Origin of the sequence: Spiroplasma endosymbiont of Acasis viretata (genome assembly GCF_964031275.1) — a bacterium.
GTDB lineage: Bacteria > Bacillota_I > Bacilli_A > Mycoplasmatales > VBWQ01 > Spiroplasma_E > Spiroplasma_E ixodetis_A.
Genome location: NZ_OZ035019.1, coordinates 277,898 through 304,338, shown reverse-complemented (window position 1 = coordinate 304,338; position 26,441 = coordinate 277,898). Strand labels below are relative to the sequence as shown.

At 24.8% G+C, this 26,441-nt stretch carries 28 protein-coding genes and 5 pseudogenes; 16 read left to right on the top strand and 17 right to left on the bottom strand.

What is annotated here, in order from left to right; all coding sequences use genetic code 4:
• The first annotated feature begins 11 nt into the window (after positions 1-11).
• Both gap and AAHM96_RS01690 read left to right on the top strand, forming a co-directional pair.
• Entirely contained in the window at positions 12-1,019 is a 1,008-nt protein-coding gene (gene gap / locus AAHM96_RS01695; protein ID WP_338976033.1) for a type I glyceraldehyde-3-phosphate dehydrogenase, read from the top strand.
• A gap of 126 nt (positions 1,020-1,145) precedes the next feature.
• Complete coding sequence (locus tag AAHM96_RS01690) at positions 1,146-2,336, top strand: phosphoglycerate kinase (protein ID WP_338978870.1); 1,191 nt, start codon at positions 1,146-1,148, stop codon at positions 2,334-2,336.
• 57 nt (positions 2,337-2,393) lie between these two features.
• On the opposite strand, the gene AAHM96_RS01685 is transcribed toward AAHM96_RS01690, so the two are convergent.
• From AAHM96_RS01685 to AAHM96_RS01675, 3 genes are all read right to left on the bottom strand, one after another.
• A complete protein-coding gene (locus AAHM96_RS01685; protein ID WP_342272797.1) occupies positions 2,394-3,371 on the bottom strand; it encodes an IS3 family transposase in 978 nt (325 codons plus the stop codon).
• A gap of 100 nt (positions 3,372-3,471) precedes the next feature.
• Positions 3,472-3,954: a hypothetical protein gene (locus AAHM96_RS01680; RefSeq protein ID WP_342273406.1), complete on the bottom strand. Its 483-nt coding sequence runs from the start codon at positions 3,952-3,954 to the stop codon at positions 3,472-3,474.
• 117 nt (positions 3,955-4,071) lie between these two features.
• Positions 4,072-4,861, bottom strand: a protein-coding gene (locus tag AAHM96_RS01675) for an IS5 family transposase (protein WP_342272742.1) whose coding sequence is annotated in 2 segments (ribosomal slippage) — positions 4,072-4,599 and positions 4,601-4,861 — 789 coding nt in all. Because the reading frame shifts where the segments join, the coding sequence is not laid out codon by codon here.
• Positions 4,862-5,031: 170 nt separating this feature from the next.
• Between AAHM96_RS01675 and AAHM96_RS01670 the strand changes: the two genes are divergently transcribed.
• The 4 genes and pseudogenes from AAHM96_RS01670 to AAHM96_RS01655 all read left to right on the top strand — a co-directional run bounded on the left by AAHM96_RS01670 (position 5,032) and on the right by AAHM96_RS01655 (position 7,890).
• Entirely contained in the window at positions 5,032-5,385 is a 354-nt protein-coding gene (locus AAHM96_RS01670) for a hypothetical protein (protein WP_342273405.1), read from the top strand.
• A gap of 37 nt (positions 5,386-5,422) precedes the next feature.
• Positions 5,423-6,212 (top strand): annotated as a pseudogene (locus AAHM96_RS01665) (IS5 family transposase).
• A 274-nt stretch (positions 6,213-6,486) separates the two neighbouring features.
• Positions 6,487-7,623, top strand: a complete 1,137-nt coding sequence (locus AAHM96_RS01660; RefSeq protein ID WP_342273404.1) for a helicase HerA domain-containing protein — start codon at positions 6,487-6,489, stop codon at positions 7,621-7,623.
• 99 nt (positions 7,624-7,722) lie between these two features.
• On the top strand, positions 7,723-7,890 hold the full coding sequence (locus AAHM96_RS01655; protein WP_342273403.1) for a hypothetical protein: 168 nt from the start codon (positions 7,723-7,725) through the stop codon (positions 7,888-7,890).
• Here the strand turns inward: AAHM96_RS01655 and AAHM96_RS01650 are convergent.
• Positions 7,887-8,704: pseudogene (locus AAHM96_RS01650) on the bottom strand (IS5 family transposase). The gene AAHM96_RS01655 and the pseudogene AAHM96_RS01650 sit on opposite strands and share 4 nt — an antisense overlap.
• Positions 8,705-8,774: 70 nt before the next feature.
• Between AAHM96_RS01650 and AAHM96_RS01645 the strand changes: the two are divergent.
• The 5 genes and pseudogenes from AAHM96_RS01645 (at position 8,775) to AAHM96_RS01625 (ending at position 12,240) form a co-directional block, all read left to right on the top strand.
• Positions 8,775-9,098 carry a hypothetical protein gene (locus tag AAHM96_RS01645; RefSeq protein WP_342273402.1) on the top strand — a complete coding sequence of 108 codons (324 nt, stop codon included), beginning with the start codon at positions 8,775-8,777 and terminating at the stop codon, positions 9,096-9,098.
• A gap of 113 nt (positions 9,099-9,211) precedes the next feature.
• The gene (locus AAHM96_RS01640) at positions 9,212-9,391 is read left to right on the top strand and encodes a hypothetical protein (protein ID WP_342273401.1); all 180 of its coding nucleotides are present in this window, start codon (positions 9,212-9,214) and stop codon (positions 9,389-9,391) included.
• A gap of 33 nt (positions 9,392-9,424) precedes the next feature.
• Positions 9,425-10,243, top strand: coding sequence for an IS5 family transposase (locus AAHM96_RS01635; protein ID WP_342273400.1), 819 nt, complete (start codon positions 9,425-9,427; stop codon positions 10,241-10,243).
• 83 nt (positions 10,244-10,326) lie between these two features.
• Positions 10,327-11,117, top strand: a pseudogene (locus tag AAHM96_RS01630) (IS5 family transposase).
• A gap of 145 nt (positions 11,118-11,262) precedes the next feature.
• A complete protein-coding gene (locus AAHM96_RS01625) occupies positions 11,263-12,240 on the top strand; it encodes an IS3 family transposase (RefSeq protein ID WP_342265776.1) in 978 nt (325 codons plus the stop codon).
• A gap of 27 nt (positions 12,241-12,267) precedes the next feature.
• On the opposite strand, the gene AAHM96_RS01620 is transcribed toward AAHM96_RS01625, so the two are convergent.
• Positions 12,268-12,636, bottom strand: coding sequence for a hypothetical protein (locus AAHM96_RS01620; RefSeq protein WP_342273399.1), 369 nt, complete (start codon positions 12,634-12,636; stop codon positions 12,268-12,270).
• Positions 12,637-12,904: 268 nt separating this feature from the next.
• Here AAHM96_RS01620 and glpO point away from each other — a divergent pair, with 268 nt between their 5' ends.
• Genes glpO through glpK form a run of 3 tightly spaced genes read left to right on the top strand, consistent with a single transcriptional unit; the run spans position 12,905 to position 16,403 of the window.
• Positions 12,905-14,017 carry a type 2 glycerol-3-phosphate oxidase gene (glpO, locus tag AAHM96_RS01615; RefSeq protein ID WP_342273398.1) on the top strand — a complete coding sequence of 371 codons (1,113 nt, stop codon included), beginning with the start codon at positions 12,905-12,907 and terminating at the stop codon, positions 14,015-14,017.
• Positions 14,018-14,035: 18 nt separating this feature from the next.
• Positions 14,036-14,809 carry an MIP/aquaporin family protein gene (locus AAHM96_RS01610; protein ID WP_338975066.1) on the top strand — a complete coding sequence of 258 codons (774 nt, stop codon included), beginning with the start codon at positions 14,036-14,038 and terminating at the stop codon, positions 14,807-14,809.
• A gap of 25 nt (positions 14,810-14,834) precedes the next feature.
• Positions 14,835-16,403 (top strand): glycerol kinase GlpK, encoded by a 1,569-nt coding sequence (glpK, locus tag AAHM96_RS01605; protein ID WP_342273397.1) that lies wholly within the window; start codon positions 14,835-14,837, stop codon positions 16,401-16,403.
• A 221-nt stretch (positions 16,404-16,624) separates the two neighbouring features.
• On the opposite strand, the gene AAHM96_RS01600 is transcribed toward glpK, so the two are convergent.
• From AAHM96_RS01600 to AAHM96_RS01570, 7 genes are all read right to left on the bottom strand, one after another.
• A complete protein-coding gene (locus tag AAHM96_RS01600) occupies positions 16,625-17,602 on the bottom strand; it encodes an IS3 family transposase (protein ID WP_342272824.1) in 978 nt (325 codons plus the stop codon).
• A gap of 74 nt (positions 17,603-17,676) precedes the next feature.
• Complete coding sequence (locus AAHM96_RS01595) at positions 17,677-18,372, bottom strand: type IV secretion system DNA-binding domain-containing protein (RefSeq protein WP_342273396.1); 696 nt, start codon at positions 18,370-18,372, stop codon at positions 17,677-17,679.
• Between the two features lie 4 nt (positions 18,373-18,376).
• A complete protein-coding gene (locus tag AAHM96_RS01590; RefSeq protein WP_342273395.1) occupies positions 18,377-18,664 on the bottom strand; it encodes a hypothetical protein in 288 nt (95 codons plus the stop codon).
• On the bottom strand, positions 18,649-19,401 hold the full coding sequence (locus tag AAHM96_RS01585) for a hypothetical protein (protein ID WP_342273394.1): 753 nt from the start codon (positions 19,399-19,401) through the stop codon (positions 18,649-18,651). The genes AAHM96_RS01590 and AAHM96_RS01585 overlap by 16 nt, the downstream gene beginning before the upstream one ends.
• A complete protein-coding gene (locus AAHM96_RS01580) occupies positions 19,367-20,875 on the bottom strand; it encodes a hypothetical protein (protein ID WP_342273393.1) in 1,509 nt (502 codons plus the stop codon). The genes AAHM96_RS01585 and AAHM96_RS01580 overlap by 35 nt, the downstream gene beginning before the upstream one ends.
• 2 nt (positions 20,876-20,877) lie before the next feature.
• A complete protein-coding gene (locus tag AAHM96_RS01575; RefSeq protein WP_342273392.1) occupies positions 20,878-21,186 on the bottom strand; it encodes a hypothetical protein in 309 nt (102 codons plus the stop codon).
• 32 nt (positions 21,187-21,218) lie between these two features.
• Positions 21,219-22,004 carry an Mbov_0396 family ICE element transmembrane protein gene (locus AAHM96_RS01570; RefSeq protein ID WP_342273391.1) on the bottom strand — a complete coding sequence of 262 codons (786 nt, stop codon included), beginning with the start codon at positions 22,002-22,004 and terminating at the stop codon, positions 21,219-21,221.
• Positions 22,005-22,110: 106 nt separating this feature from the next.
• Between AAHM96_RS01570 and AAHM96_RS01565 the strand changes: the two genes are divergently transcribed.
• Together AAHM96_RS01565 and AAHM96_RS01560 are read left to right on the top strand one after the other, a co-directional pair.
• Positions 22,111-22,251 (top strand): hypothetical protein, encoded by a 141-nt coding sequence (locus tag AAHM96_RS01565; RefSeq protein WP_342273390.1) that lies wholly within the window; start codon positions 22,111-22,113, stop codon positions 22,249-22,251.
• A 14-nt stretch (positions 22,252-22,265) separates the two neighbouring features.
• On the top strand, positions 22,266-22,499 hold the full coding sequence (locus AAHM96_RS01560) for a transposase family protein (protein WP_342272935.1): 234 nt from the start codon (positions 22,266-22,268) through the stop codon (positions 22,497-22,499).
• 531 nt (positions 22,500-23,030) lie between these two features.
• Here the strand turns inward: AAHM96_RS01560 and AAHM96_RS01555 are convergent.
• The 5 genes and pseudogenes from AAHM96_RS01555 to AAHM96_RS01535 all read right to left on the bottom strand — a co-directional run bounded on the left by AAHM96_RS01555 (position 23,031) and on the right by AAHM96_RS01535 (position 26,312).
• Positions 23,031-24,008, bottom strand: a complete 978-nt coding sequence (locus AAHM96_RS01555) for an IS3 family transposase (RefSeq protein WP_342265776.1) — start codon at positions 24,006-24,008, stop codon at positions 23,031-23,033.
• 270 nt (positions 24,009-24,278) lie between these two features.
• Positions 24,279-24,906 (bottom strand): annotated as a pseudogene (locus tag AAHM96_RS01550) (IS5 family transposase); the annotation flags it as partial.
• Between the two features lie 8 nt (positions 24,907-24,914).
• Positions 24,915-25,704, bottom strand: a protein-coding gene (locus AAHM96_RS01545) for an IS5 family transposase (RefSeq protein WP_342272742.1) whose coding sequence is annotated in 2 segments (ribosomal slippage) — positions 24,915-25,442 and positions 25,444-25,704 — 789 coding nt in all. Because the reading frame shifts where the segments join, the coding sequence is not laid out codon by codon here.
• A gap of 66 nt (positions 25,705-25,770) precedes the next feature.
• Positions 25,771-25,935 (bottom strand): annotated as a pseudogene (locus AAHM96_RS01540) (transposase); the annotation flags it as partial.
• Positions 25,936-26,153: 218 nt separating this feature from the next.
• Positions 26,154-26,312, bottom strand: a complete 159-nt coding sequence (locus AAHM96_RS01535) for a hypothetical protein (RefSeq protein ID WP_342273389.1) — start codon at positions 26,310-26,312, stop codon at positions 26,154-26,156.
• Positions 26,313-26,441: the final 129 nt, after the last annotated feature.

Below are 26,441 nucleotides of genomic sequence, written 5' to 3'. Positions count from 1 at the left end.
GTGACTTAATAATGGCAATTAAAATTGCAATTAATGGATTTGGGCGCATTGGCCGCCTTGCCTTCCGTCAATTATTTGACAAAAAAGAAATTGATATTGTTGCTATCAATGATTTAGGAAATGTAGAAGCCCTAGCATATCTATTACAATATGATTCAGCACATAGAACTTGAAAACACGGAAAAATCAAAGCAGACAAATCAAAAAATACTATTAATGTTGATGGTAAAATAATTAAAGTTTGTCAAGAAAAAGATCCAAAAGCATTACCATGAAAAGCCAATGCTGTTGATATCGTAATTGAAGCAACTGGACGTTTTACAACAAAAGAATTAGCACAAGCACATATTGATGCTGGAGCTAAAAAAGTTGTGATTTCAGCACCAGCTAAGGGAGACTTAAAAACTATTGTTTATAATGTTAACCATGATATTCTAAAAAGTACTGATAATATTATTTCTGGTGCTTCATGTACTACTAATTGTCTTGCTCCTGTTGTTCATGCTCTAGAATCAGAATTTGGAATTATTAAAGGATGAATGACAACAGTTCATGCTGCAACCAATGACCAACGTTTACTAGACTTAGAACATTCAGATTTCAGAAGAGGACGTAGTGCTATGTCTAATATTGTTCCTGCAGCTACAGGTGCTGCTGCAGCTATTGGTTTAGTTATCCCTTCTGTTAAAGGAAAACTAGATGGTTCAGCAATGCGTGTTCCAATCATTACTGGTTCAATTGTTGATTTAACAATTGAATTAAAGAAAAATGTTACTGTTGAACAAGTTAATGCAGCAATGAAAAAACATAGTAGCGAATCATTTGCTTATAATGAAGATCCAATTGTTTCAACTGATATTATTGGTTCAAGTTTTGGTTCAATTTTTGATGCAACATTAACAAAAGTTATTGAAGTTGAAGGCAAACAAATTGTTAAAGTTTTTGCTTGATATGATAATGAAATGTCATATGTATCACAATTAGTAAGAACAGTAATACACTTAGCAAAGCTAAAATAATTTTTAAATAGTTTAATTAAAATATTAAACTACAAAAGTGCATCTTACCAATTACAAGATGCATTTTTATTAATCGTTTTAAAAATATATTAAAATTATAATATGAAAAAAGGAGATGAAAATTATATGAATAAAAAAACATTAAAGGATCTTGATTTTAAAAATAAAAAAGTTATTGTTCGTTTTGACTTCAATGTACCATTAGAAAATAATAAAATTACCGATGATACAAGAATAAAAGCAAGCATCGAAACTATTAAGTATTTACAAAATCAAGATGCAAAAATAATCATGTTATCACATCTTGGAAGAATTAAATCTGAAGCTGATAAAGCGAAGAATACTTTAGCGCCTGTTGCAAAAAGACTAAGTGAAATCTTAAAAGAAAATGTAATATTCATTAATGAAACTCGTGGTACAAATCTTGAAACAGCTATTAATAATCTTAAAAACAAAGAATTACTTTTAATAGAAAATACTCGTTTTGAAGATTTAAATGGTAATAAAGAATCTACTAATAATCCCGAATTAGGTAAATATTGAGCACATTTAGGTGATGTATTTGTTAATGATGCTTTTGGTACTGCACACCGTGCTCATGCATCTAATGTTGGTATTGCTACTAATATCAAAAATAGTTGTGTTGGTTTATTAATTGAAAAAGAATTAACAATGCTTAATAAAATCACCGTTAATCCAGAACATCCTTTTATAGCAGTACTTGGTGGTGCTAAAGTATCAGATAAAATTGATGTTATCAAACAATTATTAACAAAAGCTGATAAAGTTCTTGTTGGTGGTGGTATGGCTTATACTTTTATGAAAGCATTGAATTATAAAATTGGTGATTCATTATTAGAAAAAGATAAAATTGATATTGCTAAAGAAATTATTGAATTAGGAAAAGAAAAATTAATACTACCTATTGACTTTGTAATTGCTCCGGAATTTAAGGACATCAAAGGTAAAATTACTACTAATGAAAATATTCATGATGGATATGAAGGAATGGATATTGGTCCAAAAACAATTAAATTATTTGAAAATACTTTAATTAATGCTAAAACTGTTTTTTGAAATGGACCATTAGGAGTTTTTGAAATGAGTAACTTTGTTAATGGAACAAAAAATATTTGTAAAACTATTTCACAATTAAAAGGTGCATTTACACTAATTGGCGGTGGTGATAGTGCAGCAGCAGCAGTTAAATTTGGATATGAAAATAAATTTAGCCACATTTCAACTGGTGGAGGTGCTTCATTAGAATATCTAGAAGGTAAGGATTTACCTGGTATTAATGCTATAGAAAATAAATAGTGAACATATATGATGGTGGTTGGCCCTTAATTACTGGACCATTTTTGATATAAAATTCTAAATTTTAATTTGTAAAATTGGTGGTTTTAGAAATTTAGAATGTATTCTTTCATAATTATAAAACATAACATATTGATTTACATCATTTATAGCTTCATTGATGGATAAATATTGATTTGATCCTTTAGGTAGTCATTCTTGAGATAAATGAGAAAATCAGTTTTCAGATAATACATTACCACCAATATCATAAGGTTGTTTTTTGCTTAAAATTATTTGTTTATCCTCTGCTCATTTTGTGATATCTTGACAATAAAATTCGTTGGCGTTATCTGAATGTAAAATAACATTTTTTATTTGATTTCAAGAAAATTGTTTGTTGATTTTTTCAAGAGCAGGAAGAATTAAATCCTGATATGATTTATTAGGAGCAATATTATAACTAACAACATTATTTGAATAAAAATCAATAATTACAAAAAGATATAATCATCCTTCTTTAGTATTTATTTGTTTAGTGTCCATTGATCAAATTTGATTTGAAGAGGTTGTACTTTTATAATCTTTGTTTACTTTATCCATTGTAGGTATTCACTTATTTGGATTTTTTTTGTTTTTAGGATAGTTATTTTTAGTTTGTTTTAATCCTTGAATATTGTGTTCTTTCATAATTTTTCGCATTTGTTTTATTGATAATTCTATATTTAAAATGATATTTTTTTCTTGTTTTAATCACTCTTTAAAAGCTGAAAAAATTCTTAAATATCCATAAATTCTGCCTTTTCTTGTAGAATGAAATTCGATTAAAAGTTGGCATATTTTTTGATATTTATGATTGCATTTAATAATATGATTTTCTTCTTTTTTAATAGGTTTTTGTTTATTTTTTAAAAAGTAATATGTTGATCTGTTTAATTGAAGATATTGACATAGGTTTCTAATTGAATATTGATTTTTACAATCATCAATAATTTTAATTTTTTCTTTGATATTTAATTTGTTAATTACTAATGCTATTTGTTTAATTTTATCCATTAATAAAAATCCTTTCAGGTTAAAATTAGTGTTAATTATATAACACAATTGTTTTTAGAATACATTCAGGTTTTTTAAATTAATGGTCTAGTAAAAAGGGCTAAGTGGCAAGTGGCAAGTGGCTATTTTTTATTCAAATAAATTCTTGTTTTTTAGGTAAATTATAATTATCTTTTAAATTATTTATATATCATTTTTTTCATGAAGAAGAACTAATAAGCATATTTTTTGTTAATAATTTATTAAATTGTCCAGCAATAAAACCACGTAAATGTTCTTGAGTTTCATAACCAATACCATTTTTACTATGAAAAGTACCACGTTCAATAATTATATTCATATTATCAAAATGTTTAATTTTACCAATTATAAATAATTCAACTATTATTTGTTCATCAAATGTTGGATTAATATTTTTAAATTTTTCAAAACTATAACTATTTATTCATATTGGTTTTCATTTGTATATATATTCAGTTTCTCTATAATCAACTTCACATTCACTAATTCTTTTTGTTTTTTCTCATAAAGTAAATCCAGTATTTTTTATAATTGGGTCAATTGAAAGTAAATAATTAGTCATAATTATTGTCCATCTCTACAAATAAAATAAGATTTTGCAGTTTCTAATCCCAAATAATAACCTTTTAACATTTTTTTATTTTTGTCATTTCTTCATTAATTAAATCTAAGAACCTGTTTAAAATCTTTTCAATAAAATTGAAATAAAGGCAAGAACAACCATTTGTAAGCTAGTATTTAATTTTTTTTCACAATTTTTTCATAATCTTCTGCATTTTTCTAATCATGCAAAACTTCGTTCTACAACTCATCTTTTTGGTAATACTACAAAAGAATGTAATTCATTACGTTTTATAACTTCAACATTTGCATTTATAATTGTTTTAATTTTAGAAGCAAATTTTTCACCAGTATAACCAGCATCTACTAGTATTTTTTGAACTGCAGAAAGATTCTCTTTTTCATTTTCAATCATTATTATAGCACTATTACGATCTGTTTTTTCTGCTGTGGTTATGTAAATTGCATGTGGTAAACCTTGAGAATCAACAGCAATATGACGCTTTATTCCTGAAATCTTTTTACCAGCATCATAACCTTTATTTTTAGTAGTATCTGTATTTTTAACACTTTGTGAATCAATTATACAAAAACTAGTTTGTTCTTTTCTACCATTATTGATACGAAATGCCTTGACTAATTTTTTTTAAAACTAATTGTAATACACTAGGTTCTTTATCATTATTTTTACTTCAAGCTTGAAAATAATAATATACAATTTGTCATTTTGGAAAATTTTTTGGTAACATTCTTCACTGGCAACCACTTTTTAATACATATAAAACTGCACAAAATACTTCATATAAATCTAAACTTCTTGGTTTAGTTCTCTTTTTAGTATTTTCTAAAATTGATTTTATATTTTCAAATTGCTCTTTGCTAACATTACTAGGATAATTTTTACACATATATACCTCTTATTTTAAAATATATAATCATTTTATCCTATTCTCTAAAAGATTTTAAACAGGTTCTAACATTTTACAAAAAATAAAATCACAAGTACCAACATTAACTAAAGAAGATATTATTACTGCACTTAATATTATTTATATAACTTGTGCAGAATATAATGCTATTGAGTTCTATTAGTAATATTGCCAAATATTATCAACAGGAAGATGAAAAATTTGATAGTCAATTGTTTAGAAAAAATTTGCATAGTTCTTTGCAATATATTGATCAAGCCAATTTATACAGTTTGAAAAGTTTGATTTCAATTATTTTAATAATTAATGTTTTTAATCATCCTTTATTATTTAGTGATTTTAGTGATTTTATTAAAAAAGATATTACTAATATTGAATTTATGAAAACGAAAATAGAAATCCTGAAAAATGATAATATTTTTTTTATTAAAAAAATTAGTTCGTGTAAGGACTTAAATAAGCTAAATAAACTAAGAACCTGTTTAAAATCTTTTAGAGAATAGGATAAAATGATTATATATTTTAAAATAAGAGGTATATATGTGTAAAAATTATCCTAGTAATGTTAGCAAAGAGCAATTTGAAAATATAAAATCAATTTTAGAAAATACTAAAAAGAGAACTAAACCAAGAAGTTTAGATTTATATGAAGTATTTTGTGCAGTTTTATATTTATTAAAAAGTGGTTGCCAGTGAAGAATGTTACCAAAAAATTTTCCAAAATGACAAATTGTATATTATTATTTTCAAGCTTGAAGTAAAAATAATGATAAAGAACCTAGTGTATTACAATTAGTTTTAAAAAAAATTAGTCAAGGCATTTCGTATCAATAATGGTAGAAAATAACAAACTAGTTTTTGTATAATTGATTCACAAAGTGTTAAAAATACAGATACTACTAAAAATAAAGGTTATGATGCTGGTAAAAAGATTTCAGGAATAAAGCGTCATATTGCTGTTGATTCTCAAGGTTTACCACATGCAATTTACATAACCACAGCAGAAAAAACAGATCGTAATAGTGCTATAATAATGATTGAAAATGAAAAAGAGAATCTTTCTGCAGTTCAAAAAATACTAGTAGATGCTGGTTATACTGGTGAAAAATTTGCTTCTAAAATTAAAACAATTATAAATGCAAATGTTGAAGTTATAAAACGTAATGAATTACATTCTTTTGTAGTATTACCAAAAAGATGAGTTGTAGAACGAAGTTTTGCATGATTAGAAAAATGCAGAAGATTATGAAAAAATTGTGAAAAAAAATTAAATACTAGCTTACAAATGGTTGTTCTTGCCTTTATTTCAATTTTATTGAAAAGATTTTAAACAGGTTCTAATATTTAATTTAATAGCAGGAATATATAATTTTGAATTACCTTAGTTTTGCACCAAGTCTAGTGAAAATAAAGAAAATACATTATCACAATTAAAATCATTAATTTCTAATAACTCATTTAGTAGTTTAAATATAAAAAAATTATTACAAGATGAAATTAATATTTTTTTAAATAATTTTACATTTAATAACGAAAATATAAAAACAAATTATTCAAATTTTCAAGGAAAAAATGAAAAAGGATTTTTATGAGCTATTAATGATTTGCCAAAACAAATAAATTATTTTTGATTAAATAAATTGTTTGATTTAAGTAATGTAAATATTTGTATTAATTTAAATCCTATTAATAAACAAAAAGCAAAAAAACAATTAGATAATGCTTTAAGTAAAATTAAAACGAATGAACAATATGCTTTAACTCCAAGTCAAAAAAGTGAATCAGAACAGTATTACATTGCTTTTTTAGATCAACAACAAGCAATTATTGATGATGTTGATTTTTTAAAAGATATGTCAATATTCATTATTGCTTATGGAAATAAAAAAACACTAAATAATACTAAAAGGCAATTAATTGATTTGGCAAGTACTATTAGTTGAAAATATGAAACTTTATTATTTCTACAACAAGATAGTCTTTTAGCAAGTTATACATGAACAAATCATATTGCCAAAATAACTGATATTGAAATGACATTTGATATTTTTGCAACAAGTTTTCCGATTCCTGATATGCCACTTAAAGATGAACAAGGATTTTTACTTGCTGAAACTAATTCCGGAAAACCAGTAATTTGAGATTTATTTAAAAAAAATTCTCAACGCATAAATCATAATATGGTTATTTTAGGAGAAAGTGGAAGTGGAAAATCATTTACTGCTAAAAAAATTCTTTTGAATCAAGCATATCAAAATAATCGAAAAATATTTATTTTAGATCCTGAACGTGAATTTAGTAATTTGACTAATTACTTAAATGGACAAGTTGTTAATGGTTCAGGCGCCAAAGGAAATATTATAAATCCACTAGAAATTTATAAATTAGACAATAGTCATGATAATGCAGATACATTTAATAGTCAACTATCATTATTAGAAGCATTTTTTGTTATGTTATATCCAAATTTAAATGATGATGACATAACTACAAACTTATTAATAGAATTGATTAAAGAAGTATATTTTCAAAAAAATATTTTACCAAGTACTAATTTTGAAAAATTAAAAGCAACAGATTATCCAACATTTACTGATTTATATAATTTAATTTGTCAAAAAATTAAAGATGAAAAATCATCATCAAATATTTTAAAGTTAGATAATTTAAAATCAAAGTTAACAGCTTTAACACAAGGTACATATGCTAAATATTGAAATGGCCATACTAAATTTCAATAGACTTGGTGCAAAACCAATATAGTTTGTTTTGATTTAAGAGAACTTTTTGAAAACAGCAATAAAAAAATAATCAATTTACAAATGATGTTGATTTTACGAATGCTAGGAATTGAACTTTCAGCAGTTCAGTCATACAACGAAAATAAACAAGAAAAAGATTGAAAACGAATTATTATTGCTGTTGATGAAGCACACTTGTTAGCTAATGAAAATAATAGTGTTGCACTAGACTTTTTATTTCATACAATAGACTTGGTGCAAAACTAAGGTAATTCAAAATTATATATTCCTGCTATTAAATTAAATCTTAATGCAAATCTTCGTATTTTATTGCGATATTTTAAAGTTAAAATTTTAAAACGTTTTAGTTTAGCAAATACGTGTTCAATTTTAATTCTAATTTTGCTTAAAGTTTTATTGTATTCTTTTTGAATTGGTATTAATTTATTGTATTTACTTTTTTTAAATGGCAAAAATGTATTTTTATGAATATTTTGTATTCCTTGATAACCTGAATCAACAAAAACTTGTTTTTCTGGATGAATAAAAGTTTTAGATTTTAAAAGTAATTTAAAATCATGAATGCTTCCAAAACAAAAAGCGGTTGAAATAATTTTTCCATTTAAAATATCAATAATTATTTGCGATTTAAGAGTATGATGTTTGTTTTTACCCGAAAAAAGTAATTTTAGTTTTTTTTAATTCTTTCAATTGGAGTTTCAGTAGCATCAATAGCTAGTAAAGTATTATTGATTCCTTTATTTTTGATTAAATCTTTTTTGCCAGATAAATTAAAAATTCCACTTTTTATTAAAGTATTTTCAATTCAAAAAATATTACGAATGCAGCTAGTATGACTAATATTATATCTTTTTGCAATAACTCTATAACTACTATACTCTTTTCAGTATTCTAATGTCATTAATAAACGATTTTCTATTGATAATTTATTAGGTTTACCACCAACTGCTTTTTTAATTGCTTCAGCTTTTTTTAAAATTTCAACCATTTTTTGAAATGTTTGTAGTTTTATTCCCACTAAACTATAAAATTCTTGTTCATCTTTGTATTTTTTTAACATAATAATTATCACCTTTGATATTAATAATAACCGTTAAATTATTAAAATTAAAGGTTTTGCACCAAGTCTAATGAAAAGAATTAGAAAATGCAAAAGTTCATTAATTATTGCAACACAAAACATTGCGGATTTTACTGGTAGTGAAAATGTTAAAAAGAAATTTACTGGCATTATCAACAATGTTCAATACACCTTAGTTGGTGGCATGCAACCAAACGACTTAAATAATTTGAATGATATGTACAAACAATCGGGTGGACTTAGTGAAGCTATTAAAACTTACATTGCAAAAGCAAGCCAAGGTAAATTTTGATTTAAAATCTCAAAACAAGAACAATTACCAATTCAAGTTTTACAAATTGATGACGAAGTAGAAATTGTTGGAAATACATAAAAAATTTTCATAACTAAGGCTGGATGAATAGTTTTTTGTATTCAAAATCAAAAAATCGCTAAAAACAGCAAATATAAGCCAAATAAAGGCATATAACTAAAAAGGAGTAAAAAATGATGATAAATTGATTTAAAGACAAGTGACAAGAAAATATTTTTCATAAAATTTGAATTTTTGCAATGATATGAAGTTTTATTTTTCTTGCATTATGAATGGCAGTAGCTTTCATTTCTGCAATCTTATATGCTTGATATTATAGACTTGGTGCAAAACCTTTAATTTTAATAATTTAACCGTTATTATTAATATCAAAGGTGATAATTATTATGTTAAAAAAATACAAAGATGAACAAGAATTTTATAGTTTAGTGGGAATAAAACTACAAACATTTCAAAAAATGGTTGAAATTTTAAAAAAAGCTGAAGCAATTAAAAAAGCAGTTGGTGGTAAACCTAATAAATTATCAATAGAAAATCGTTTATTAATGACATTAGAATACTGAAAAGAGTATAGTAGTTATAGAGTTATTGCAAAAAGATATAATATTAGTCATACTAGTTGCATTCGTAATATTTTTTGAATTGAAAATACTTTAATAAAAAGTGGAATTTTTAATTTATCTGGCAAAAAAGATTTAATCAAAAATAAAGGAATCAATAATACTTTACTAGCTATTGATGCTACTGAAACTCCAATTGAAAGAATTAAAAAAAAACTAAAATTACTTTTTTCGGGTAAAAACAAACATCATACTCTTAAATCGCAAATAATTATTGATATTTTAAATGGAAAAATTATTTCAACCGCTTTTTGTTTTGGAAGCATTCATGATTTTAAATTACTTTTAAAATCTAAAACTTTTATTCATCCAGAAAAACAAGTTTTTGTTGATTCAGGTTATCAAGGAATACAAAATATTCATAAAAATACATTTTTGCCATTTAAAAAAAGTAAATACAATAAATTAATACCAATTCAAAAAGAATACAATAAAACTTTAAGCAAAATTAGAATTAAAATTAAACACGTATTTGCTAAACTAAAACGTTTTAAAATTTTAACTTTAAAATATCGCAATAAAATACGAAGATTTGCATTAAGATTTAATTTAATAGCAGAAATATATAATTTTGAATTACCTTAGTTTTGCACCAAGTCTAAGAACCTGTTTAAAATCTTTTAGAGAATAGGATAAAATGATTATATATTTTAAAATAAGAGGTATATATGTGTAAAAATTATCCTAGTAATGTTAGCAAAGAGCAATTTGAAAATATAAAATCAATTTTAGAAAATACTAAAAAGAGAACTAAACCAAGAAGTTTAGATTTATATGAAGTATTTTGTGCAGTTTTATATGTATTAAAAAGTGGTTGCCAGTGAAGAATGTTACCAAAAAAATTTTCCAAAATGACAAATTGTATATTATTATTTTCAAGCTTGAAGTAAAAATAATGATAAAGAACCTAGTGTATTACAATTAGTTTTAAAAAAAATTAGTCAAGGCATTTCGTATCAATAATGGTAGAAAAGAACAAACTAGTTTTTGTATAATTGATTCACAAAGTGTTAAAAATACAGATACTACTAAAAATAAAGGTTATGATGCTGGTAAAAAGATTTCAGGAATAAAGCGTCATATTGCTGTTGATTCTCAAGGTTTACCACATGCAATTTACATAACCACAGCAGAAAAAACAGATCGTAATAGTGCTATAATAATGATTGAAAATGAAAAAGAGAATCTTTCTGCAGTTCAAAAAATACTAGTAGATGCTGGTTATACTGGTGAAAAATTTGCTTCTAAAATTAAAACAATTATAAATGCAAATGTTGAAGTTATAAAACGTAATGAATTACATTCTTTTGTAGTATTACCAAAAAGATGAGTTGTAGAACGAAGTTTTGCATGATTAGAAAAATGCAGAAGATTATGAAAAAATTGTGAAAAAAAATTAAATACTAGCTTACAAATGGTTGTTCTTGCCTTTATTTCAATTTTATTGAAAAGATTTTAAACAGGTTCTAATGTAAATAAGTGCCACTTGCCACTTGCCACTTAGCCCTTTTTACTAGACCATTAATTTAAAAAACCTGAATGTATTCTAAAAACAATTGTGTTATATAATTAACACTAATTTTAACCTGAAAGGATTTTTATTAATGGATAAAATTAAACAAATAGCATTAGTAATTAACAAATTAAATATCAAAGAAAAAATTAAAATTATTGATGATTGTAAAAATCAATATTCAATTAGAAACCTATGTCAATATCTTCAATTAAACAGATCAACATATTACTTTTTAAAAAATAAACAAAAACCTATTAAAAAAGAAGAAAATCATATTATTAAATGCAATCATAAATATCAAAAAATATGCCAACTTTTAATCGAATTTCATTCTACAAGAAAAGGCAGAATTTATGGATATTTAAGAATTTTTTCAGCTTTTAAAGAGTGATTAAAACAAGAAAAAAATATCATTTTAAATATAGAATTATCAATAAAACAAATGCGAAAAATTATGAAAGAACACAATATTCAAGGATTAAAACAAACTAAAAATAACTATCCTAAAAACAAAAAAAATCCAAATAAGTGAATACCTACAATGGATAAAGTAAACAAAGATTATAAAAGTACAACCTCTTCAAATCAAATTTGATCAATGGACACTAAACAAATAAATACTAAAGAAGGATGATTATATCTTTTTGTAATTATTGATTTTTATTCAAATAATGTTGTTAGTTATAATATTGCTCCTAATAAATCATATCAGGATTTAATTCTTCCTGCTCTTGAAAAAATCAACAAACAATTTTCTTGAAATCAAGTAAAAAATGTTATTTTACATTCAGATAACGCCAACGAATTTTATTGTCAAGATATCACAAAATGAGCAGAGGATAAACAAATAATTTTAAGCAAAAAACAACCTTATGATATTGGTGGTAATGTATTATCTGAAAACTGATTTTCTCATTTATCTCAAGAATGACTACCTAAAGGATCAAATCAATATTTATCCATCAATGAAGCTATAAATGATGTAAATCAATATGTTATGTTTTATAATTATGAAAGAATACATTCTAAATTTCTAAAACCACCAATTTTACAAATTAAAATTTAGAATTTTATATCAAAAATGGTCCAGTAATTAAGGGCTAACCACCTTTTCAATATCTGATTTATCTTTATCAGGAACAATGACTTTGGTATTATAAACTAGATTACCTGTTGTATCTACTAAAAAAGTATTTTGAGCATTGGCAAAAGTATAATTTTTTAATGCTGAAGTATCATAACTGTAAAACTTATAATCAGTTATTGATTGGTTAGTAATTCAATCACTAGTATCTAAAACATTTCATTGATTATTAAATAATGAATTTGTAGAATTCTTTATTGATGATTTATTTGTTAAGCTACTGTTATTAACAATATTATCATTAATACTATTAATAACAGTATTACTTGTTAAAGTTAATGTTGTTAATGTACTTAATGTCATTAGTAATTGTTTCATTCATATACCTACCTTTTAAATAATACAATTTTAATAATTAGATATCTTTTTATATATACTCATTAAAATTATAACGATATTGAACTTATATCGTTATTTATAATATAACACAAATTTTTCTTATTTTTTTTAATAAAATCTCATTTAAAAATGTCTAAAAATTAACCTAATATTTGGAATTAAGTTAATAATAAAAAAATATATTATAATTAAACTATACACAGATAGAACTTTTGTTCTTAATGATGTTTAGAGAGAGGTGAAAGTAATGGAATTTGATTTTGATGTTATTACTATTGGTGCTGGTGTTATTGGTGCTGCTATTAGTGATGAATTATCAAAAAGAAACTTAAAAGTAGTTATTTTAGAAAAAAATTTAAGAATTGCCCAAGAAACATCAGAAGGAAATTCTGGAGTCATTCATGGTGGATTTGATCCAACACCAGGAAAACTAAATGCTAAATTAAATCTAGAGGGCAGAAAATTATATGAAAATGATTGATTTAAAAATTTAGATTTTCCATGAAAAAAAATTGATTCTTTAATACTTGCTTTTAGCAAAGAAGAAAACTCAGAAATACAAAAATTATATGCACGCGGTATTAATAATGGTCTTGCTAAAAAAGAATTATCAATATTAACAAGAGAAGAAGTAATTTCATTAGAACCTAATGTTAATCCAAAAGTTACTAGTGCACTACTTTGTTCTGCTTCATATGCTGTTGATCCAGTATTATTAACACAATCTTTAATTAATCGCATGATTAAAAATAAAGGACAACTAAAAGTTGATCATCAAGTAATTAATATTGAAACATTAAATTCAAGTTTTCGAGTTACTTGTTTAAATAATCAAAAAAAAGTAACTTTTACTTCAAAATATATTATTAATGCTGCTGGTCATTATGCTGATGATATTGCAAAGTTAATAAATTGTCAAGATTTCACTTTAAAAACTAGAAGAGGACAGTATTGTATTCTTGAAAAAACCGAAAATCATATTATAAATAATCACATTCTATTTATGATACCTACTATTCATGGTAAAGGAGTAATAGTTGCCCCAATGCTTGATGGTCATATCTTGGTGGGTCCTACTTCTCATGAAAATGTACCGAAAAGTGATACTAGATTAATTACAATTGAAGATATTGAACTTATTAATAAAATTGGTCTAAAAATTATTCCAACTTTAAATATTAATAAAACTTGTAAAGTAATTAGTGGTTCACGAGCAATTTGTGTTGAAACTGATGATTTTTTCATAAAATTTGCTAGTAATAATCCTAACTTTATTAATGTTGCTGGTATTAAATCACCAGGTCTAAGTTCAGCACCAGCAATTGCTTTACTAGTAGCAAATATGATAAAAAATATTTAATTTAAGGAGGAAAATATTATGCCAGAAGTCTCACAAGTAATTATTGGTGAACTATTTGGCACATTTATCCTAATTTTACTAGGAAATTGTGTTGTTGCCAACGTTTTATTAAAAAAAACAAAGGGAGAAAATAGTGGTTGGCTTGTTATTTGTACTGGATGAGGATTTGCTGTTGCTATTGCTGCAATGTTAAGTGGAATTTCAGGAGCACATTTAAATCCAGCTGTTACTATTGGATTATGAGTTGCTAATAAAAAAACAGCTTTTATTGGGGAAAACTTCCTTTATATTCCATTTTATATTTTATTTCAATTTTTAGGTGCAATGTTAGGACAATTAGTTGTTTACTTAGCATATTTTAAACAATATAACATTACTGAAGATAATAATAAAATTTTAGCAACTTTTGCAACAGCCCCAGCCGAACGTAGTTATATTTGAAATACTATAACAGAAATTATTGGAACATTTATGCTAGTTATGATTGTTTGTGCTACTATTGGTATTAAAAATTTAGTTATTAATTATAAAATATTTAATAGTGGTTCTGCGTTTATTACTGGACCTGCGACTGTTGGTATTGGTGTTATGGTTATTGGACTTGCTATTGGTGGACCAACAGGTTTTGCTATTAATCCAGCTCGAGATTTAGGACCAAGAATTATTCATGCTATTTTACCAATAGCAAATAAAGGAAGTTCTGATTGAAAATATGCTCCAGTGCCTGTTATTGGACCAATTTTAGGAGCAATTATTGCTGGTGGTTTAATTCAAGTAATTGAAATACTTTAATAAAAGTACAGAAAGGATAAATAATATGTCAGAAGAAAAAAAATATATTATGGCATTAGATGAAGGTACATCTAGTTGTCGTACTTTAATTATTGATAAAGAAGGAAAAATTACTGGTATCCATCAAATTGATATACCTCAGCACTACCCCCCTCAATCAGGTTGAGTTGAACATGATGCACTTGGAATTTGAAATAATCAATTAACAACAATGCAACAAGCTTTAAATAAAAGTAATATTAAATCTAATCAAATTGAAGCAATTGGTATTACTAATCAACGTGAAACAACAGTAGTATGAAATCGTGATACAAGTTTACCAATTTATAACGCTATTGTTTGACAAGATCGCAGAACAGCAGATTACTGTGAAGAGTTAACAAAAAAAGGATGAAAAGAAAAAATTCATAAAAAAACCGGCTTACTAATTGATTCTTATTTTTCTGCTACTAAAATAAAATGAATTTTAGATAATGTTAAAAATGCACGTGAATTAGCAAAAAAAGGAAAACTAGCTTTTGGTACTATTGATAGTTGATTAATTTATAAAATGACAAATGGTATTGAAAATAATGTTGAAAAAACTAAACATGTTATTGATATTACAAATGCTTCACGAACAATGTTATTCAACATTAATACTAAAAAATGAGATGAAGAATTACTAGAATTATTTGATATTCCTAAAAATATGCTACCAGAAGTAGTTCCCAGTTCAGGTAAAATTGGAACTACTTATAAAGGAATGTTATTCCAAAATGATGAGCAAGAAATTCCTATTACTGCTGCAATTGGTGATCAACAAGCTGCATTATTTGGTCAATTATGTTTAACACCTGGTGAAATCAAAAATACTTATGGTACTGGTTGTTTTATTTTAATGAACATTGGAAATACTCCTCTTTTTTCAAAACAAGGTTTACTAACCACTATTGCTTATCAAATATCAGGCGAAGAACCAGTTTTTGCTTTAGAAGGTTCAGTTTTTATTGCAGGAGCTGCTGTTCAGTTTTTACGTGATCAATTACGAATGTTATATCGTTCCGATGAAAGTCTATGATATTCACAAATTGTTGATACTAAAGAAGAACAGCGTATTTATGTAGTACCTGCTTTTGTTGGTTTGGGTGCCCCTTATTGAGATTCAACAGCACGTGGTGCTATATTTGGTTTAGAACGTGGTACGAAACGTGAACATATTGTTAAAGGTACCATTGAATCATTAGCTTATCAGTCACAAGATGTTATTCTGGCAATGCAAGCAGATGTTAAATTAAATAAAGATTTAAAAGATTTAAAAATTAAGATTAAAGTTGATGGTGGAGCAAGTAATAATTCATATATTATGCAATTCCAAAGTGACATTAGTCGTACTAATTTAATTAAACCTAAAAATACTGAGACTACAGCAATGGGTACTGCTTACTTAGCAGGACTTGCAATTGGATTTTGAAATATTAATGATATTAAAAAAATAAAAAAAATTGAAAAAGAATATAAACCAATTATGACAGAAAAAAAAGCAGAAACTTTTTATAAGGGTTGACAAGAAGCAGTTAAAAGAACACGTGGTTGAACTACTTCTATTAAATAAAAATAACTGAATTGACGGAAATGTTTAGTAATCTGTGTAACTTACAAAAATAACTATGTTTAATTAATTCTAGTAAATATAATTAAATGACTAGAAAGAGTGAGTTACAGATGGCTAAAAAAGATAACTTTAATAATAATGATCCAATATCAAAAGCAGTAGATTTATTACTAGAAAAGGTGGTTGGCCCTTAATTACTGGACCATTTTTGATATAAAATTCTAAATTTTAATTTGTAAAATTGGTGGTTTTAGAAATTTAGAATGTATTCTTTCATAATTATAAAACATAACATATTGATTTACATCATTTATAGCTTCATTGATGGATAAATATTGATTTGATCCTTTAGGTAGTCATTCTTGAGATAAATGAGAAAATCAGTTTTCAGATAATACATTACCACCAATATCATAAGGTTGTTTTTTGCTTAAAATTATTTGTTTATCCTCTGCTCATTTTGTGATATCGTGACAATAAAATTCGTTGGCGTTATCTGAATGTAAAATAACATTTTTTACTTGATTTCAAGAAAATTGTTTGTTGATTTTTTCAAGAGCAGGAAGAATTAAATCCTGATATGATTTATTAGGAGCAATATTATAACTAACAACATTATTTGAATAAAAATCAATAATTACAAAAAGATATAATCATCCTTCTTTAGTATTTATTTGTTTAGTGTCCATTGATCAAATTTGATTTGAAGAGGTTGTACTTTTATAATCTTTGTTTACTTTATCCATTGTAGGTATTCACTTATTTGGATTTTTTTTGTTTTTAGGATAGTTATTTTTAGTTTGTTTTAATCCTTGAATATTGTGTTCTTTCATAATTTTTCGCATTTGTTTTATTGATAATTCTATATTTAAAATGATATTTTTTTCTTGTTTTAATCACTCTTTAAAAGCTGAAAAAATTCTTAAATATCCATAAATTCTGCCTTTTCTTGTAGAATGAAATTCGATTAAAAGTTGGCATATTTTTTGATATTTATGATTGCATTTAATAATATGATTTTCTTCTTTTTTAATAGGTTTTTGTTTATTTTTTAAAAAGTAATATGTTGATCTGTTTAATTGAAGATATTGACATAGGTTTCTAATTGAATATTGATTTTTACAATCATCAATAATTTTAATTTTTTCTTTGATATTTAATTTGTTAATTACTAATGCTATTTGTTTAATTTTATCCATTAATAAAAATCCTTTCAGGTTAAAATTAGTGTTAATTATATAACACAATTGTTTTTAGAATACATTCAGGTTTTTTAAATTAATGGTCTAGTAAAAAGGGCTAAGTGGCAAGTGGCAAGTGGCAAGCTTATAATTTTATCTGCTAAAACAATATTATTTTTAGAAGCTAAGGGATTATATTGATTGTCACCATTGATTGTTCAAATAAAAGCATTATTATCGATAGTTTTAACTTTGTTTATTAAATCAATATCACCTTTCCCATCAATAATTATGGTAGTTTCACCAAATTTAAATGTTAGTTGTTTTACAATTTTGATTAATGTTGTAGTTTTACCACTACCAGTAGTACCAATCAATAAAGTGTGTTGAGTTAAATTAGATTTTATTAAACCAATTTTATTGTCTAACATGACTAAATTATTTGGTGGAATTTTTTTAAATTCTTGTGCGATTTTCTTTTCTTTTTTCTTTTGGTCATAACTAAACATATCAAAGTTTTTTCATTTTTGATAAAGAATAAAAGAAGAAAAAATCAGTGTAATTAAAGTAGCAATAATTGCAGAAATATTGAAACAAATATCTTCTACAAATGCTATTGAAAAATTATTTCAATTAACAGATTTTAGTTTTATACCAGCATAAGCAATAGCAACAACAACGTTAATTAAACAAATCAAAAAAATGAAAGTTAAAAACATTGCAAATAATATTAAAACTATTTTTTCAAATTTATTCATTTTTGTAAATCATTGTTTTATTTTATTCATAACTTTAATTCCTAACTAAAAGTTTTTTTTGTTCTATATCACTAGCTTCAATATTTAATATCATTCTTTTATTAGAACCAATAGAAAATAAACAAGTACCAGTTGGTGAGCTTGCAATTGATGATTTTTGATATTCATTTAATCTGCCACTTGCAGAAATTAAATTATCATAATCTTGTAAATCACTGGCTGCTAAATGATGAACGAATTGATATAAACAGTTGTTTATTATTCCTTGTGCTTGTGTTTTAATATTTTCATTACCCATAAAGTCATTTATGTTTTGTGTCATAATGTACAAAATGCCATTATACTTACGAATTCGTTTCGTCATTTCAAATAAAAATTCAACACCAAGATATTATTTTCATTAATTAATAAATGTGCTTCATCAATAGCAATACAAATTCATTGTTGTTCTGTAATTGGCAATTTTTCGTTTTTAGCTTTGTTTTGTTTTACAATTTTGTCTAAAAAAGAAAGCATTAAGAACAATTGTGCATTTTGTCTGTTTTTATTTGAAGTTAATTCATGAGTATCAAAAATTATTAAATCACTTTTCAAAGATAAATTACTTATTCCGTTTCATAAATGCCCATCAGCACCTTTTGCAAGTTTTCATAAAATATTGTATAAATTAGATTTTGTTTTTTTGGTAGTTTCTTGTTTTTGAATTAAATTAAATAAATCTGATAATGTAGGATAGTCACTAGCAGTTAATTTATTAAATTCTGTCTTGTCAGTTATTTTAAAATTTTTGTATAGTTTTAAAAGTGTTTGTTGTAACAAGCTTAAATCAATATCGCTTAAAGAATAATATAATATTTTAAATCACTGTTCTAATAATGAAATGTGTTCTAATAAGTCATCACAAAAAATTTCTAATGGATTTATTCGTGCATTGTCAGATTTACCAATTGGAATAATTTGTCCACCATAATCAATTGCTAGTTTATGATATTCACGTTCAGGGTCAATAATATATATTTTTGTGTTATTGCAATATAATCAATTTAAATGTTTTTCCACTGCCAGTCATTCCAACAATAAAAGCATTACTACTGTTACGATAACTATCACGATGTTTGATATCAAAAATAATTGGTTCATCAATATCATTAGTTCCTAATAATAAACCTTGCTTATCATTTAATGGTATTGCCACAAATGGATAGCTACTTGCCAATGAAGTAACTGGCATTTCTTGTCACCATTCATTAGTATTTTTAATATCATTACTTCAAATAAAGTTATAGGTTTTTAATTGCTGAAATTTTAATTCATCTGGAACAAAACCTTTTTTTGTCATTTCACTAATTAAAATTGTGCTAATATTATCTAATTCTTTTTTTGTATCAGCGAAACAAGTAAAAATGATTGAAATCATTTTTAATGTTTCTCCGCCATTTTGAACCATATTCATTAATTCAGTAAAGTGTTCTAGATATGATTGATATTTAATTTCTTCGCTAGTTTTACTTGTAGTTTGTATTTCAGTTCGATTAATGGCACTATCAAGTAATTTTAAAGCTTCTTGTTCTGAAATATGATGAACTTTAATATTTACATTCACATTATTTAAATTTGCAAGAAAACCTAGTCAAGTATCTGGCACCAACAAAGGATATTGAGATATGGTTAAATAAGAAAAATATTTGTTATCAATTGTTACGTAGTTAGAAAATTGTTTTATTTTTTGTGGTTTATCAACAATATTATTAGTTGGAATAATATTTCGTTGAACTACTAAACTTGTTTCTTCAAAGTTTGCTTTAATGAATTTAATATTATTATCAAATTCATTAATAACATAGCGAACTTTTTGATTGATTGAAGTAATATTATTCCCGTTTATTATTAAAAAATAGGTTGTTTTTAATTTTTGATTATTATATTGTAAATTTAAAAATCAATTTTTTCAATTTTCTAATTGTTCTTTTTTATTTTTCATTTTCTCGTTTTTTAAAATCATATCAATATTTTGAATTTGATCGTTAAATTCATAGGGAATTTGAATTTTACAAATTTCATAATCAATATCTATTGTTTTTAAAATACTAGCTAGTTTATAAATAGGGATGTCACGTTCTTGTTGATTAGCTAGTGATATATCACTAGCTTCAATACGATATACAATAGCAATTTTGTTTTCAAAATTGATAATGTTGTCTTCAATTTTTTTGATTTTACTAATTTTTAAAACATCATTATTATGTTTTTTAATAAAAATATATTTGAATGCTGTTCATAAAACACTGTATAATTTGGTTCCATTTTTGGTTGGAAACATTAAAAATAAACTTATTAATCATATGAAAATAATGAGAACAACACTAGCAATTAGTTGATATTTAAATAAAAAAGAAAAAAATAATGCTGTAATAAAAAAATCAATGACTATGATTGCAATTTCCACTTTTCCAATTCCACCAAGAGCATTTGAAATATTAAAACGAATTTTGCTTGCTCTTTTAGTTATAATTCGTGCTTTGTTATCATCCATAATTATTTTTCTCCTTTAATGCTTCATTCTTTTTGATATAAGTTAATTAAAAGATATCCTTTTCAAACTTCTTTTTTAAAATGTATCTTTTTTTGATTATCATATGCTCATATGTTGTATTCATCATTATTTTTAATACCAACACCAAGATATATATTATTGCGTGAACCATGAATACATTTTTTACTAATTCATACAGATAAGCCTTTGTTAAATGGAATTGAAAACAAATTTGCTTTTTCAGTTTCTTTTTTTAGTTTACGATTTATAAAAATATTTACAGTTATTCAATCATTACATTTAATTTCCATATTTTAAATTTCCTTGTTGACTTATAGCACTTTTATTTGTCATTAAATCAGTGATTGATTTTTGCGCTTGCTTTGGTATGTCCTTTGGCGTAATCACTAGTTACAGCCGTTTTAAATTGTGATTTAGCAATGTTTTTTAAACCATAGTCTTTGGCACCTTGATGAACTGCACGAGCAACACCAGCTCCATGAGCTGCTTTTTTACTTAAACTATAACTTGCTTTTACACCACTTACAGTTAATGCACCACCAGTCATAAAAGCACTTGTTGCTACTTTTAATCCCATAATGTTGCCAATTCCATCACTTAATAATGTATTGGCCCCCATAATAGAAGATAATAATTGTGGTGATTTAACAACTACAATACCAAAAGCAAAAATACCTAATAAAGTAAAAATTGGTCTTGTAGTTGCGTCAGGAATTGCATTTCCGATTTCTGCAAAGACTGTAATACTTCATAAAAATAAACTATATGCTAAAAAAATAATATTAAAACTAATAAAACGAGCGACAGTTAATTCTTTTCAGTTTTTAAATCTTCGTCCTTCATCTTGAATTGCTGATACTACTACAATTGGTGATAAAACATAAAGAATTAATAGTTCAGCAGTACGTCAAAATAAAAATAAACTAATTAATAAAAAAATGTATATCATAAATCCTTCTGAAAACAAGCATAGTAAATAGTTAAAATGGCTACTGTCAGTAAATGTTCAACTGGCTGGTACATAATCAAAATTGTGTATTCCATTATCAAATGAGGAATTAAAAATAAATAAACCAATATTTTTCATATTTACGTTACTGGCTTGCATGATTGCTTGGGTTAGTAAATTAACAATAATATTCAGTAGACTTGGTGCAAAACCTTTAATTTTAATAATTTAACGGTTATTATTAATATCAAAGGTGATAATTATTATGTTAAAAAAATACAAAGATGAACAAGAATTTTATAGTTTAGTGGGAATAAAACTACAAACATTTCAAAAAATGGTTGAAATTTTAAAAAAAGCTGAAGCAATTAAAAAATTGGTGGTAAACCTAATAAATTATCAATAGAAAATCGTTTATTAATGACATTAGAATACTGAAAAGAGTATAGTAGTTATAGAGTTATTGCAAAAAGATATAATATTAGTCATACTAGTTGCATTCGTAATATTTTTTGAATTGAAAATACTTTAATAAAAAGTGGAATTTTTAATTTATCTGGCAAAAAAGATTTAATCAAAAATAAAGGAATCAATAATACTTTACTAGCTATTGATGCTACTGAAACTCCAATTGAAAGAATTAAAAAAAACTAAAATTACTTTTTTCGGGTAAAAACAAACATCATACTATTAAATCGCAAATAATTATTGATATTTGGTGGTTGGCCCTTAATTACTGAACCATTTTTGATATAAAATTCTAAATTTTAATTTGTAAAATTGGTGGTTTTAGAAATTTAGAATGTATTCTTTCATAATTATAAAACATAACATATTGATTTACATCATTTATAGCTTCATTGATGGATAAATATTGATTTGATCCTTTAGGTAGTCATTCTTGAGATAAATGAGAAAATCAGTTTTCAGATAATACATTACCACCAATATCATAAGGTTGTTTTTTGCTTAAAATTATTTGTTTATCCTCTGCTCATTTTGTGATATCTTGACAATAAAATTCGTTGGCGTTATCTGAATGTAAAATAACATTTTTTATTTGATTTCAAGAAAATTGTTTGTTGATTTTTTCAAGAGCAGGAAGAATTAAATCCTGATATGATTTATTAGGAGCAATATTAGGTGGTTGGCCCTTAATTACTGGACCATTTTTGATATAAAATTCTAAATTTTAATTTGTAAAATTGGTGGTTTTAGAAATTTAGAATGTATTCTTTCATAATTATAAAACATAACATATTGATTTACATCATTTATAGCTTCATTGATGGATAAATATTGATTTGATCCTTTAGGTAGTCATTCTTGAGATAAATGAGAAAATCAGTTTTCAGATAATACATTACCACCAATATCATAAGGTTGTTTTTTGCTTAAAATTATTTGTTTATCCTCTGCTCATTTTGTGATATCTTGACAATAAAATTCGTTGGCGTTATCTGAATGTAAAATAACATTTTTTACTTGATTTCAAGAAAATTGTTTGTTGATTTTTTCAAGAGCAGGAAGAATTAAATCCTGATATGATTTATTAGGAGCAATATTATAACTAACAACATTATTTGAATAAAAATCAATAATTACAAAAAGATATAATCATCCTTCTTTAGTATTTATTTGTTTAGTGTCCATTGATCAAATTTGATTTGAAGAGGTTGTACTTTTATAATCTTTGTTTACTTTATCCATTGTAGGTATTCACTTATTTGGATTTTTTTTGTTTTTAGGATAGTTATTTTTAGTTTGTTTTAATCCTTGAATATTGTGTTCTTTCATAATTTTTCGCATTTGTTTTATTGATAATTCTATATTTAAAATGATATTTTTTTCTTGTTTTAATCACTCTTTAAAAGCTGAAAAAATTCTTAAATATCCATAAATTCTGCCTTTTCTTGTAGAATGAAATTCGATTAAAAGTTGGCATATTTTTTGATATTTATGATTGCATTTAATAATATGATTTTCTTCTTTTTTAATAGGTTTTTGTTTATTTTTTAAAAAGTAATATGTTGATCTGTTTAATTGAAGATATTGACATAGGTTTCTAATTGAATATTGATTTTTACAATCATCAATAATTTTAATTTTTTCTTTGATATTTAATTTGTTAATTACTAATGCTATTTGTTTAATTTTATCCATTAATAAAAATCCTTTCAGGTTAAAATTAGTGTTAATTATATAACACAATTGTTTTTAGAATACATTCAGGTTTTTTAAATTAATGGTCTAGTAAAAAGGGCTAAGTGGCAAGTGGCAAGTGGCAAGTGGCCCCCAAGAATTACCATTAAATGGTTAGTATATTTTATTAGGTATCACTCCACTTTTTATTTATCCATGCAAGTCCACATGCTAGCTACTATTTTTAACAACTGTGTTGTAGTTCACTTTTTTAGTTCCCTAAGAACCTGTTTAAAATCTTTTCAATAAAATTGAAATAAAGGCAAGAACAATCATTTGTAAGCTAGTATTTAATTTTTTTTCACAATTTTTTCATAATCTTCTGCATTTTTCTAATCATGCAAAACTTCGTTCTACAACTCATCTTTTTGGTAATACTACAAAAGAATGTAATTCATTACGTTTTATAACTTCAACATTTGCATTTATAATTGTTTTAATTTTAGAAGCAAATTTTTCACCAGTATAACCAGCATCTACTAGTATTTTTTGAACTGCAGAAAGATTCTCTTTTTCATTTTCAATCATTATTATAGCACTATTACGATCTGTTTTTTCTGCTGTGGTTATGTAAATTGCATGTGGTAAACCTTGAGAATCAACAGCAATATGACGCTTTATTCCTGAAATCTTTTTACCAGCATCATAACCTTTATTTTTAGTAGTATCTGTATTTTTAACACTTTGTGAATCAATTATACAAAAACTAGTTTGTTCTTTTCTACCATTATTGATACGAAATGCCTTGACTAATTTTTTTTAAAACTAATTGTAATACACTAGGTTCTTTATCATTATTTTTACTTCAAGCTTGAAAATAATAATATACAATTTGTCATTTTGGAAAATTTTTTGGTAAGAACCTGTTTAAAATCTTTTCAATAAAATTGAAATAAAGGCAAGAACAACCATTTGTAAGCTAGTATTTAATTTTTTTTCACAATTTTTTCATAATCTTCTGCATTTTTCTAATCATGCAAAACTTCGTTCTACAACTCATCTTTTTGGTAATACTACAAAAGAATGTAATTCATTACGTTTTATAACTTCAACATTTGCATTTATAATTGTTTTAATTTTAGAAGCAAATTTTTCACCAGTATAACCAGCATCTACTAGTATTTTTTGAACTGCAGAAAGATTCTCTTTTTCATTTTCAATCATTATTATAGCACTATTACGATCTGTTTTTTCTGCTGTGGTTATGTAAATTGCATGTGGTAAACCTTGAGAATCAACAGCAATATGACGCTTTATTCCTGAAATCTTTTTACCAGCATCATAACCTTTATTTTTAGTAGTATCTGTATTTTTAACACTTTGTGAATCAATTATACAAAAACTAGTTTGTTCTTTTCTACCATTATTGATACGAAATGCCTTGACTAATTTTTTTTAAAACTAATTGTAATACACTAGGTTCTTTATCATTATTTTTACTTCAAGCTTGAAAATAATAATATACAATTTGTCATTTTGGAAAATTTTTTGGTAACATTCTTCACTGGCAACCACTTTTTAATACATATAAAACTGCACAAAATACTTCATATAAATCTAAACTTCTTGGTTTAGTTCTCTTTTTAGTATTTTCTAAAATTGATTTTATATTTTCAAATTGCTCTTTGCTAACATTACTAGGATAATTTTTACACATATATACCTCTTATTTTAAAATATATAATCATTTTATCCTATTCTCTAAAAGATTTTAAACAGGTTCTAACATTCTTCACTGGCAACCACTTTTTAATACATATAAAACTGCACAAAATACTTCATATAAATCTAAACTTCTTGGTTTAGTTCTCTTTTTAGTATTTTCTAAAATTGATTTTATATTTTCAAATTGCTCTTTGCTAACATTACTAGGATAATTTTTACACATATATACCTCTTATTTTAAAATATATAATCATTTTATCCTATTCTCTAAAAGATTTTAAACAGGTTCTAACACGTGTTGATAATAGCGTTAAAGAGATTTATTAAAAATTTTAAAATTTTACAATTACAAAAAAAGACAAGAATTTTATTCTCGTCTTTTGTCATTTATTTTTAATTCAAGGGTAAAAAAAGAAAGTTTTTATTTTTGAAAATGATTAGTTATCGACATCTTCGACACGCTCCCTCTTTCATTAATAAAAATCAATATTGATTATATTTATATACAAAAGGTAAAACTGCAACTCCTTCATTATTACATCATGGTTCACTAACACCTATCATAAAGCCATTAGTAATTAACTTTAAAAATTTGCCCATAATAAACCCCCTTTACTATAAGTAATATTATAACATTAACTTAAAATTGAATTTCAAATTTTATACTAACTAAAAATAAAATTTATCCCAAATATTAATGAAAAAAATCATAAATAATTCCCTACTAAG